Origin of the sequence: Leucobacter sp. 7(1), from assembly GCF_900163635.1 — a bacterium.
Classification (GTDB): Bacteria; Actinomycetota; Actinomycetes; order Actinomycetales; family Microbacteriaceae; genus Leucobacter.
Genome location: NZ_FUID01000002.1, coordinates 146,247 through 158,873 on the forward strand (window position 1 = coordinate 146,247; position 12,627 = coordinate 158,873).

Genomic DNA, 12,627 nt, shown 5'->3' on the forward strand with positions numbered 1-12,627 from the left:
AGAGAACTCTTCAGCGGGGCCGAGAAGTGCTTAGAGGCTGGGGGATCCGCGCCGGATCCGCGGCCCGGCGAGGCGCCGGGTGCGAACCGCGTATGCGACGGAAGCTATGAGGAGGACAGCGGCACCTGACACCAGGAACTGCCACGATCCAAGCCCGCCGGTGAGCGGGAGGGCCGGGAGGTCGCCACCGGCGACCCAGTTGACTCGGAACACAGTGTGGTGTCCCTGAGGGATGGCGGCGGCGGCGAGCACCGTGCCAGACCCTGCTGGCTCCCAGCAGATTGTCGGGGCCGAGGCGGGATCGTTCGCGGCAGCAGCCTGGCATCCGGCCACGCCGGATTTCAGCCTGTCGTAGCCGACAACGCCGGCTCCAGCGGGTACGCTCGCCGCCACCTTGTAGGTCGCGGGCAACGCCTTCGACACGAAGGTGACGTCATCGAGCGTGAGTCCGAATGCGGGATCTGTGTGGGCCAGTTGCAAGCTCCAGTCGACGCTCGGCGCCTTCGTCTGCCCGCCCGCTCCCCGCGTCACGAATGACACGTTCGCGGTTTGATTGGTGATACTGCAGGCAAGCGGCCCGGGCACGATCGTGCCGCCGGTGGCGTCCAGCGTGATGGTGCCGGTCTGGGCGTCGAAGATCGCCGCCGGTAGCGCCGTTCCCGCGCCGTCAACACATCGCGGAGTTCCCTTCTGGGCGTACAAGCGCGCGCTGAGATTCGGGGCTGGGCTCACTCGGAGCTGCTCGCCGATCGTGTACGGCTTGCCGGGCACAAGTGTGCCCTGCAGGCCACCGCTGATGGGCTGCGTCGTGGGACCCGCGGTCGCCGTAATGAGCCAGTCCGCGGGATCTCCGGTGCTCACCCACTGCGACTGTCCGGGGAAGTTCTCGACGACCTTCGTGCCGGTGACTTGCAATGGGCTGACCACGCCCACATCACAGCTCACCGCGGAATCCTCGGATTCCTTACCCTGAGCATCAACCCAGCGAACCGTGAAGCTGTACTTCCCCTGCGCCAGCGGGGTGGTGTTGGTGAAGGACCAGCTCCGGTTCGCGCCGGATCCCGTGATCGTGGCCTCTGCCCAGAACTTCGGGGTCTGCGCATCGCCGGTCTTCACGTAGAGCAGCACCTTGGCCGCCGTGCTGGGCACTCCCTGACCCGAGAACGCGAGGATGCCACTTTCCGACGGGGTCACGGGGCACACGATGTCGAGGACAGGCTTCTCGATCACGCGCACGGTCTTCGGAGAACCGCATCCGGGCTCGGCCCCTGTGGTGCACCATCTGGTGCCCAAAGTCACTTCGCCGAGGTGCGTCACCTTGGACGTCACCGAGCCTGCCTTGACGGCCTTTACTTGGAGCACGACCGTACGGGATTCACCGGGTTTCAGGTCCGGATTGTCGATCCACCAGGACCCGCTCTTCATGTATCCCGCACCAGAGACGACCTTTTCGTAGGCAATCACACCCTTAGTCAGGAAGTTCGCGATCAGGAAGCGCGCCTCGATGTAGTCGGTCGTCGTGTCGGTGTCGTTGGTGACCGTCAGCGTGTAGGTGAAGGTCTCCCCCACCTCGACTTCAGTCACGCTCGGCTCATGGGTAATCGAGACACCGGTGTATACCTTCTTTGGCCCAAACTCCGCGATCTGGTTACCCACCGGGGTCACGGGTTTCCCGAAGTCAACGCTGGCGGTCATCGGGTACTTCCCCGCGACGTTTGTCGTCAGGGGAATCTCGAAGTCCGCTGAGCTGCTCGACACGTGGGTGCTGCCCCCGCCGATTGTCACCATCGTCGCTGGCGCGCCTTGCGCGGTGGTGACGGACAGTTCGACGGGCTGGTTCAGGATCGGCCGGTTCTTGGTATCACGCAGCTTCACCGTGGCGAAATGCGGTGTTGTCCCGTCTGCGTCTACGATCCCCTCACTGACTGTCAGAGTCGAGTACGTTCCGGACACCAAGGTGAACTCCACCGGAACCGATCCGACACCCACCGGGAGGCCGGCACCGTAGGTCGCGACGACTCGGTAGTCGCCAGGAACCGTGGTCTTCACCCTCGTCTCAACCGTGCCCGTGCTCGGAGTCACTCCTGTCGTCGGCTCGAGCGTGACGAAATCCACGGCCTTGCCGTCGAGATCCACCACGGAGAAGCGGATCGTCTGCCCGGTCGCACCTTGTCCCTGCGCGTTCCGCACCGTCGCGGTCACGACGTGGGTCTCCTTGCCATCCGCGAGCTTGACTCCCGGGGTGACCGTGAGTTCACTGCTGCCCACAGCGTTCGGGTCCGTGACCACGACAGTCCGGTCGGGGGCACACGCCGCGCGGTCGGCGACCGTGCACCAGGTTTTCGCGGGGTTCGTGTCCGCGAGTCCGGTGATCTGGGACACGTAGCTCCCCGGCGTATCCGCCTGCACGGTGATCGTGGCCTGCGCCGATGCGCCGCCCGTCAGGTTCCCCGGATACCACGTTGCGACGTTGGTGGTGCTGTTGAGCATGAATCCGTCGGTCGGAGTCCGACTCAACACTTTGAGACCTTTCGGCACCGCAAACGTCAGCATCGGGTTGCCCGCGGCCATGTTTCCGGTGTTTGTCGCGGTCAGCGTGTAGGTGAAGGTCCCACCGGGTGCAACCTGCGTCTTATCGACTGTGTGCGTCGCGGAAACCGCGAGTGTTGCCTTGTGGAACACTGCCCGTACCGTCTTTGATCCCGCAACGGCGTACTTGGGAAGATCATCCAGGGTCGCCGACACCGGGTAGGAACCTGCCGTGCCCGCCGTGATCTGAATGCTCGCCTTCCCGGTCCCTGCACCGGACACCCCGGTCGTGAGAGTGGTAGCCCCGACGAGCCGTGCGTCGCCTGTAGCCGCGGCAACGGTGGTGCTGTTGTTGGCGAACAGGCCGAACGAAACTTTCCGGCCCGGGACCAAGACACCGGTGTCGGTCTTCAGCGTGACTTCGGCGGTATGCGCCGTGCTGTTGTCCGCGGGTCTGGATTCAGGCGTGATTGTGAGCGTCGCCACCGCCGCAACGAACGGTGCCTTCTGAGTGCGGGATCCTGAGATGTCTGTACCTGAAATCGCGGCGACAACCGGGAAGTCGCCGGCATCGCTGCTCGACGTAATCGTGGTGGAAGCTTTGCCTCCGTTCGCCGTCGTTCGCGTCACGTATTGGGGTGTCGCGCTCGACGAGACGCCACTTCCTGACGGATTGAGGACCTGAAACGTCACTGAGACACCATCCATCGTGTTGCCTGCAGTGTCTTTCACCACGACTGAGGCGGTCTGCGTGTCTGTTGTTTTCGTGAATTTGAACGCGTCGCGCGTCACCGTGAGCGTCGATGCGCGATGGTCGACAACCGGTGCGGGCGGAGTGACCGGGGGCAACGTCGTCATATGGGACGTGGAGAGCACCCAACCGTTTCCCATTGGGGTGCCAGTGTTTCCTCCGGCGGTCAGACGTCCCGCTTTGCTCGGAATGACTTCCGGATTGTACTCGTTCTGAAATCCAAACCACAGGCCTGCAGGCTGGCCGTCGTGAACCGCCTGCAGTGTTGCGGCCGCGCCGTCGTGTCGCCATGCCGTGTGTTGATACTCCGCCAGAGCCTTTCCCGGCTTGCAATCCGGGTGCGAGCCCGGGAGAAGCCGCGTGGGATCGTTGGTTTGGTGCGGCCGCGCCTCGACATACGCAGAGTGCGCTAGGCAAGCACCGTCCTTCTTGCGACTCACGAGCCCTGTACCATCGGCGCCGGGAAACGTCCACACTGAGTCGCTGGCCGCGACAGCATCTGCGAGGACGTAGTAGCCGATATTCCGGCAGACGTTGTACACGCCGAGACTCTCAACGCACTCGGGACCGTTGATGTGGACTGGGAAGTGTGGGGCCTGGTTGAGAGCTGCGCGCATGATGAAGGCCCCCTCGATGCGAGTGGTCGGACTACCGCTTGCCCGTGTCAGGAAATCAGATACAGTCAGTGGCTTCGGCAACCCTGTCTCCAGCAGCGGGGAGTCCAACGACGTCGTGGGCGCACTCTGGTCCGCCACAACAAGCTCCTCTGTTGTTACCGGCGCCTTGTCTGAGGGCACGAGGCCAGTCTCTGGAGTATCCGACTCGGTATCCGCATTGGGAGCCGATGTAGCGTTGGGAGGTTCCGAAACATCGGCGAGTTCAGCCTGGGAGGGCTGTTCCACAGTGTCCACAGATGCGAAGGCCTCGGCAGCGACGGTCGGAATCGTGAGGGAACCGACCGCAACGAGCAAGACCAGCGTCAGCGCCAGGACCGAAGATCCCGCAAATGCGAGTCGGCGGCGCGGGCTCCGTACACGTGTCTTCATCAGTTCCCTTGGTCATGGCAGCAATTTCGCGGTTGGCCGCGCCCAGCGACGCAGCGCGCACCGTTCGGCGGTGGGAAGAACGGCCGGGAGTTCTCGCCGCGCTTTGCACGGGAACCAGCACCTCATCCGCTCAATCCGGTATGTGACGATTACACCCGGAATCCGACCGGGCAACCCCGTGTTCGGGGACGGTGCCGTCCCAAACCCGGTCACGTTCCGCGTCATTTGGGGACACTCAGTAGTGCCACGACGGTGGCTTAGGTGGAGCGTCCCAGGCCGCTGCAGTATCTCCGCACGTCAGTGGTCGTGCAGAGCCGTCGATTATTCGACGCCGGGCCGTCGGCGCAGCTGCTTCGTTGCCGACCGCTGGGTTTTCGCGGCGAGGTGTCGGCGCTTCGAACCCCGCGTGGGCTTCGTAGCTCGGCGTTGTGGGGGATCCTGTGCCAGGGCCGCCGTGATCCGATCCGCAAGTTTCCGCAACGCTGTTTCCCGGTTCCGCAACTGGGAACGCTGTTCTGCCGCGGTCACCGTCAGCACCCCAGCGATGAGGTGTGGCGCGAGCCGCCGGAGCGCGCGCTCCCGCTGCTCCGGACTCAGCGCGGCGGCGAGCGCTCGCGACGCAGCCGCGTCCCATGACAGCTCGACGCGACTGTCTGACGTGTTGACGTGCTGTCCCCCGGGACCCGAGGATCGCGAAAATCGCCATTCGAGTTCCGTTGCCGGAATCGTCAGCGCTCGGGTGATCTGGAGATCCATAGTTCTAGGGTTGCACGGTTAGTCGTCCCGGCAGACTGTCCCTTCCGAGGGCAGCTCACCGTCGAGCAGGAATTGAGTCACCGCAGTATCGATACAGCTGGAGCGCCCCGAATACGACGCCGCGTGTCCTTGACCGTCCAGAGTCAGAAGCCGGGCGTTGCCAAGTTCCTCAACGAGCGCCTGTGCGTAGGGGTAGGGGGTCGCGTGGTCACCCGTGATCCCGATCACAAGGATCGGCTCGGCGTCCGGTGCGTCAAAACTGAAGGTGTCGGTGATGTCGAGCCCGCTCTCCGGCAGGGTGTAGCAGGTGATATCGACAAACGGGGCCAGCACGTCATCAGTGATCTCGGGGCCACCGAGCAAGCGCGGCACCCCGGTCTTCCGAATGTGTTCGAGCAGGCCTGGCACATCTGGCTCGATCGGGAACGAGTGACAGGAGATGATCGACATCGCGAGATCCACCGTGCCATCCGAGTCTGTGAGCGGCGACCCGAGCTCGTCGACCGCCTCTTGATCGCCGAACAGTGCAAGCGCGATCTGGTCGAGCACCCGCCCCCGCTCGAAATGGCTCGCGTAGAGGGTACTCGTGAGGATCGCCCTCAGCGCTGAGCCGTTTATCTGGATGCCGTCGCTGGCCACGAGGGGATCCTCATCTAGCTGGTTCAGCACTGTCAGCAGCGATTCTTCGTCCACGAACGGGCAGACCTCGACCTCGTCCTTGTACGCGGTGCGGCATGACGTGGCGAGCGCGACGGTCGCGTTCGCGATCGCGACATGCTGATCGAAGGTGTGGATCAGGTTGGCCCACTGCGCGTTTTCCGCGCTGTCGAGCACCATTCGCCCCACACGCTCGGGGAAGAGCGTGGAGTACGTGGCCCCGAGCATGGTGCCGTAGGAGTACCCGAGGTAGTCGAGGCGCTCGGCCCCCATGAGGCTCCGCAGCAGTTCCATGTCGCGCGCCACCTGGCTTGTGCCCATTGTGTGCGCGATGGGGTTGTCGGCGATACAGCTCGCCATCTGCACGACCGGCAGCTCGGATCCGGCGCCGTCGCAGTCAAGCGGCGTACTGTCCCCGACGCCGCGGGGGTCAAAACCGAGCAGATCGTAGCGTTCCATGACCTCATCGAACCCCGGGGAGAGTGGCATGCCGATCGTGTAATCGACTCCGCGCTCACCTGGACCGCCCGGGTTCCCAAACAGGGTGCCGAGCGGTTGTGCCCCCGTTGCGGGGACGTGCACGATCGCGAGTTCAATCCGATCCGCGTCCGCTGGATCCTCCCAGTCGAACGGGGCAATGACGGTGCCACAGCGAATCGACTTCGGCGCGACGTCCGCGTCTTTCAGCGCCGCGGCTGTGCCCGCGTCCAGGCCGTCATCCGCGGTGCAATCGCGCCAGGTCACCTCCTGTGCGTAAACGTCCGGAAATGCTGCGGCCTGCTGCGCGGCGACGTCAGCCGGCGAGTCGGAGGCAGCGGTGCCCCCGCCGCCTCCGGTACCCGTCGCGCACCCGGTGCAGACAAGCACGGCGGCGAGCGCCGCTCCGCCAATACGGCGCGTCAAACGCCTCATGCCCGTGCGTACCGCTGAGTGTGCCATGTGCAGCATCGTATCCCGCCGCTGGCATGCCGGTGCCCCCGAGTCCGTTCGGGGGCACCGGCATGCCAGCGGCGGGCCGGTGCTAGGCGCGCCCGGCTTCTGCCTCCGTGACTGCGCGCTGCAGCGCTCCGGTGCGCACAAGCTCGATCGCGGCGCGCACGCGTGGGTACATGACAACGTCCTGTGTGAGGAAGTCGACGTGCCCGCCGTCGGAGGTCGGCGTTGCGCGGATGAGCTCCAGCGCCGCGCGGCTCGCCGTGGAGAGCGCGTCCCGCGATTTCCCGCTCTGCTGCAGGCGCAGTTCAAGTGCCTGCGCGGCGAGCAACAGCTCGATCCCGATGACGGCCTGCACGTTTGCGGCGACCTGCCGGGCGTGCCGGCCTGCGTTGTTCGCCATCGACACGTGATCCTCTTGATTCGCGCTCGTTGGAATCGAGTCGACACTATCGGGATGCGCCAGCGTTTTGCAGTCCGAAACCAGCGCCGCGGCGAGGTACTGCGGCAGCATGTAGCCGCAGTCCATCCCGACCTTCTCACTATCGACGAGCATCTCGGGCAGGCCGCGGTTGAGCGATCCATCAGTCAATCGGAACAACCGACGCTCCGCGATGTTTGCGATTTCCGTCGCGCCGATGGAGATGAAATCCGAGGCGAATGCCACGTACTCAGCGTGGAAGTTGCCACCGGAGACTGCCTTCAGGGTGCGGGTGTCGGGCAGCTCAGGGAAGACAAGCGGGTTGTCAGTCGCCGCATTAATCTCCGTTTCAATGATCCCCCGGGCAAAGGAGAGCGTGTCTTTCACGGGGCCGAGCACCTGCGGCGTGCAGCGCAGCGAGTACGCATCCTGCGGGGGCTGCCGCACCGGATCCGTGTGCTCGTTGCCATCGATGAACTCACTGTCCGCGAGCAGCTCGCGGATCCGCGCTGCCACCGCGATTTGCCCTGCGTGTCCGCGCGCCTCGTGTAGCTGCGGGAGAAACGCGTCGCCGAACCCACACATCGCTTCGATCGACATCGCCGCGGTGATCTGAGCGGCCTCTAACGCGGTCTCGACGTCCGCGAGCGCGAGCGCCGCTTGCGCGGTCGAGAACGAGGTCCCGTTGAGGAGCGCCAGGCCCTCCTTCGGCCCGAGCACGATCCGCTCGATCCCGGCCTCACGCATCGCCACCACTCCGGAAACGATCTGCCCGTTCAGGTGCGCTTCGCCTGATTCTTCCTCCCGGTCCTCCCCCGCGGCGCGCGTCAACACGATGGCGAGGTGCGCCAGCGGAATCAGATCCCCACTTGCGCCAAGCGATCCGAACTCGGGAACCGCCGGGAGTACCCCCTTGTCCATCATCTCGAGTAGCCGATCCAGCAACTCGGGCCGGCAGGCGGAGTGGCCTCTCGCCAAGCTCGCGGCGCGGATGAACATCGCCCCGCGCACAACTTCCTCGTCCAGGTAGCGGCCGATCCCACCCGCGTTCGAGATGATCAAGCGACGCGACAACTCCGCAGCGTCTTCCACACTGTCGAACGCTTGTTTGCCGGCCAGCGACCCAAAGCCCGTGTTGATGCTGTAGATCGGCTCGACTTTCTCGCCCGAGCGCATGCGGTCGGAGATAGCCGAGACCCACGCCTCGCTCGCCTGCATCCGTCCCGTTGCCGCCACCGAGGGCCGCGCGGGCACGCGGTCGCGGGTCGCGGCGAGGAAATCCTCAAGCGTCAGCGTGTTGTCGCCGAGTTCAATTGCATTCACGTCCAGTCCTTTCGTGTGGCGGGGATTCCCGGCCTGCTCAGAGCACTTTCGCGAGGAACGACTTCGTCCGCTCGTGTTTCGGATCCACCATGATCTCGCGGGGGTCACCGCTCTCCACCAGATACCCGTCTGCCATGAAGTGGACCACATCCGCAACGTCTCGCGCAAAGCCCATCTCGTGCGTCACGACGATCATTGTCATGCCGCCGTGTGCGAGGTCTTTCATGACGTCGAGCACTTCCCCAACAAGCTCGGGATCGAGCGCTGAGGTGGGCTCGTCAAACAGCATGAGTGCCGGATCCATCGCGAGTGCGCGGGCGATCGCGACGCGCTGCTGTTGGCCTCCCGACAGCTGCCCCGGGTAGTGCCCCTCGCGGCCGCGCAGGCCAACTTTCGCGAGCAGGTCCATCCCGAGTTCCACCGCCTGCGCCCGTTTCATTCCCTTGACCACTATGGGCCCCTCGGTGATGTTTTGCAGCGCGGTTCGGTGCGGGAAGAGGTTGAAGGACTGAAATACCATCCCGATATTGGCGCGACGCTTCGCGATCTCGCTGCTGCGGAGCTCGTGTAATTTGGACCCGCTCCGGCGGTAGCCGACCCGTTCGCCGTCGACCCACATCTCCCCCGCGTCGAGCTTTTCGAGGTGATTGATGCATCGGAGAAAGGTGCTCTTCCCGGATCCGGATGGGCCGAGCAAGCAGGCAACTTTCCCCCGTTCGACCTCGAGCGAGATCCCCTTGAGTACTTCAACCTTGCCGAACTTCTTGTGTACTTCGATGGCCTCGAACATGGGGCGCTCCTGGGGTACCGCATTCATGACATTCTCCCGACGTGCTGCACGGCCTCATCGTCGACGATGAGCTCCCCGATCTCGACAGGTCGGGTGACGGTGTCGAGCTTTGGCTTGCGTTCGCGAGTGACACGACCAGCCTGGAATCCCTTGCCGTAGTGCCGTTCGATGTAGTACTGGATCACCGAGAGGATCGCGGTGATGAAGAGGTACCAGATCGCGGCAACGATCAAGAGCGGGATCGTCTCGAAGGTGCGCGCGTAGATCAGCGAGGCCGAGGTGAGCAGATCCGCGTACCCAATGACCAAGACCAGGGCGGTGTTCTTCAGCATCCCAATCGTCTCGTTGCCCGTCGGGGGGATGATGATCCGCATGGCCTGCGGGAGGACCACGCGCGACATCGTCTGGAGCCGGGTCATACCGATTGCCTCGGCCGCCTCCGTCTGCCCCTTCGGAACCGAGAGGAGGCCAGCACGCACGATCTCGCTCATATAGGCGGCCTCGTTGAGCGCGAGCCCCAAGATCGCCGCGGAAAACGGGGTGATCAGTGAGTTGGTGTCGATCGCGAACAGCTCGGGGCCAAACGGCACCCCGAGCGCCACCACCGGGAACAGCGCTGAGAGGAAAAACCAGAGCAGTAGCTGCACAAGCAGTGGCGTGCCCCGGAAAAACCAGGAGTACATCCACGCGGCCCCCGAGATGATCTTGTTCGGTGAGAGCCGTGCCACGGCGAGCACGATGCCGAGCAGGATCCCTATCGTCATCGAGATGACTGTCAGCATGAGCGTACGTCCCAGGCCACTCATGATCGAGGGGTTGAACATGTACTTGCCCACAACGTCCCACTGGAATCTGGGGTTTGTGAAAATCGTGTAGACCGTTGCGACCGCGATGATCGCGATCACGATGATGGCGATCCAGCGCCCCGAGTGCCGACTCTCGACAACGGTGAGCGCCTCGCGCGGTGCCGCGGGTGCAGCTGCGTTCATGGTGAGTGTCCCTGTGTGAGGAGGCGGTTAGTGGGTCGACCCGTTGGTGACGAACTTCTCGATCGCAGCGTCGCTCTGCCCGTACTCGGCGAGGATCTCGTCGTAGCTCCCGTCGGCCCGGATCTGCTCAAGCGCCTGCGTGAACGCTTCCATGAGTTGTTCCGAGCCCTTCGGGAAGACGATGCCGAACGGGCCATCCATACGGAACGGCGGCGTGATCGCGAGGGCGTCGTTGCTCGTCTGGGCGATGTAGCCACCCGTGGAGTAGCCGAGCACCACGGCCTCGACGCGGCCGTTCTGCAGTGCCAGGACCGCCTCGTTCTGACCGGGGAAGACTGTGTGGTCGACGGCGTCCTTGCCCTCCGCGACGCACTCCTCGCTCTGAGTATCGGTGAGCTCAGCACCGGTGGTGCCCTTCACCCCGCCCACGGTGATTCCGCAGAGATCGGTGATTGTGGTGATGCTCTTCGGGTTCTCCTTGGTCGTCAAGATTGCCTCGCCGTTCATGAAGTAGTCGAGGAAGTCGACCTGCTTCTGCCGCTCCAGCGTGTCAGACATTGCCGACATGGCGAGGTCGTAGCGCTTCGCCGCGAGCCCGGGCACGATCGAATCGAAGGGCACGTTGTTGAACACGATGGGGACACCGATCTGTTCCTCGATGGCGTCGGCGAGGTCTCGATCCAGGCCGATCACCGTTTCGTTGTCCTCGTCGTAGTACTCAAACGGCGGGTAGCCGATGTAGCTCGCGGCATTCAGCTCGCCGGCCTGCTGTACGGCTTCGGGGAGCTTGTCGTAGAGGGGTGCGTCGGTGTTGACCTCAGCGGCGGACTGTGTGGATTCACCACCCTCCGCGGTGCCACCGCCACTCGAGCACGCTGCGGTGAAGAAAAGCGCGGGGGCGATCAGGGCCGCGGCCGCAATCCGAACGGATGAAGACGTACGCATGGGAGCTCCTTTGCTGGTGCGTGGCGGACCTGTTGGCCCGGTTTCTTCGCGAGTTTCACGGCCGGGCTACTCTGCCCTGGGTGACCGCTGATCCGGCGAATGCTCCCACTGTAGGGGCGAGCATTCACGGGCAGAATAGGCATTCTCAACGTCTGAGAATGCCCAGGCTGCGCGTCAGTAGTCTGGGATGCCAGACGTCGATTCGGGCCCGGAGTGCTCCACCCCAGCCCGACCGCACAGACTGCAGCACGACGACGCTACGCCGCGCGCACCTCGACAGGCAGGCTCTCGTAGCCGCACAGCGTCGTATGGATGAACGGCCGCGGCTCGCCAACGAACTCCACCCGTTTCACTCGCTTCGCAAAGGTTGTCAACAGTACGTCCATCTCGAGCCTGGAGATAGGTTGTCCGACACACTGGTGAATCCCCATCCCGAAGGTCAGGTGTCCCGACGCATCACGGTCGATGTCAAACTCGTGCGCGTTCGGCCCCCACTTCTCCTCGTCTCGATTCGCGGACCCGAGGAACAGCAACACCTTCGTTTCGGCGGGCAGCTCGACGCCGCCGATCTCCGTATCCCGGCTCGTCGTGCGATAGAAGGACTGGAACGGAGAATCGAAACGGAATGCCTCGTCGATGGCGAACTTCATGAGGCGTGGATTTTCGTGCACGCGAGCGTACTGTTCGGGATACTGCGCGAGCCACCGGAGTGTGTTGCCCAGGGCGATGATCGTCGTATCCAGCCCCGCCGAGAGCATCGCACGAACGAGCAGCGTCGCTTCTTCCGGCGGCACATTACCGGCATCGGCTTCGCGCCAGATCCCGGCGCCCATCCCCTCCGGGTCGAGGTTCTCGCGACGGCACGCTTCCAAGACCCAGTCGTACGTTCCCTCCCCCGCACTCAGGTGCTCCTGCGCCACCTCGTTCTGCGGTCCGAAGGTCGCGAAGTTCGCGGCCCCTTGAGCGATGAGATTTGCCTCCCGCCCCTCGCGTGGGATGCCAACGGCATCAGCGAAGACGCGAATGGGGTACACCTGAGAAAAATCGGTCACCGCGTCGAACGTTCCCTGATCCAGCACACGCGTCACGAGCTCGTCTGCAAACTCCTGGAACCCGGCGCGGAGTTTCCGCATCTCCCGCGGATTGATCACCGCGTTCATGGCATCGCGCATTCGGGTGTGCACGGGCGGATCTACCTCAAGAATGCCCGGCTGTCGACGCGGAGGCACCCTATGGATGTTAATTTCCCCCACACCCGCCCCAGAGATAAATGTGCGCCAGTCTTCGAGGATCTCCCGCACCTCCGCGTCGCGCCCGAACGCGGGTACCCCGTATTGCGACAACCAGGCGGTCGGACCCGCCGCGCGGAGCCGGGTAAAGAACGGGTGCGGATCGGCGAGTGTCTCCCGCGCGTACGGATCGTCCGCGAGCTCGGGGACGGCGATGTTCGAAGCAATCATGGGCTGAGATGTCCTCTCTCTGGTGCG

At 64.2% G+C, this 12,627-nt stretch carries 8 protein-coding genes; all 8 read right to left on the reverse strand.

Annotation, left to right across the window (positions count from 1 at the left end; translation table 11 throughout):
- Window positions 1–30: 30 nt before the first annotated feature.
- The 8 genes from FM113_RS00710 to FM113_RS00745 all read right to left on the reverse strand — a co-directional run bounded on the left by FM113_RS00710 (window position 31) and on the right by FM113_RS00745 (window position 12,600).
- The gene (locus tag FM113_RS00710; RefSeq protein WP_087010445.1) at window positions 31–4,326 is read right to left on the reverse strand and encodes an Ig-like domain-containing protein; all 4,296 of its coding nucleotides are present in this window, start codon (window positions 4,324–4,326) and stop codon (window positions 31–33) included.
- 321 nt (window positions 4,327–4,647) lie between these two features.
- A complete protein-coding gene (gene arfB / locus FM113_RS00715) occupies window positions 4,648–5,082 on the reverse strand; it encodes an alternative ribosome rescue aminoacyl-tRNA hydrolase ArfB (RefSeq protein ID WP_087010447.1) in 435 nt (144 codons plus the stop codon).
- An 18-nt stretch (window positions 5,083–5,100) separates the two neighbouring features.
- On the reverse strand, window positions 5,101–6,678 hold the full coding sequence (locus tag FM113_RS00720) for an alpha/beta hydrolase (protein ID WP_176387025.1): 1,578 nt from the start codon (window positions 6,676–6,678) through the stop codon (window positions 5,101–5,103).
- Between the two features lie 82 nt (window positions 6,679–6,760).
- The gene (gene hutH, locus FM113_RS00725; RefSeq protein WP_254908801.1) at window positions 6,761–8,416 is read right to left on the reverse strand and encodes a histidine ammonia-lyase; all 1,656 of its coding nucleotides are present in this window, start codon (window positions 8,414–8,416) and stop codon (window positions 6,761–6,763) included.
- A gap of 37 nt (window positions 8,417–8,453) precedes the next feature.
- On the reverse strand, window positions 8,454–9,233 hold the full coding sequence (locus tag FM113_RS00730; RefSeq protein ID WP_303394010.1) for an amino acid ABC transporter ATP-binding protein: 780 nt from the start codon (window positions 9,231–9,233) through the stop codon (window positions 8,454–8,456).
- Window positions 9,230–10,195 carry an amino acid ABC transporter permease gene (locus FM113_RS00735; protein WP_087010455.1) on the reverse strand — a complete coding sequence of 322 codons (966 nt, stop codon included), beginning with the start codon at window positions 10,193–10,195 and terminating at the stop codon, window positions 9,230–9,232. The genes FM113_RS00730 and FM113_RS00735 overlap by 4 nt, the downstream gene beginning before the upstream one ends.
- Before the next feature lie 27 nt (window positions 10,196–10,222).
- The gene (locus FM113_RS00740; protein WP_087010457.1) at window positions 10,223–11,140 is read right to left on the reverse strand and encodes an ABC transporter substrate-binding protein; all 918 of its coding nucleotides are present in this window, start codon (window positions 11,138–11,140) and stop codon (window positions 10,223–10,225) included.
- A gap of 257 nt (window positions 11,141–11,397) precedes the next feature.
- Window positions 11,398–12,600, reverse strand: a complete 1,203-nt coding sequence (locus tag FM113_RS00745; RefSeq protein WP_087010459.1) for a cytochrome P450 — start codon at window positions 12,598–12,600, stop codon at window positions 11,398–11,400.
- Window positions 12,601–12,627: the final 27 nt, after the last annotated feature.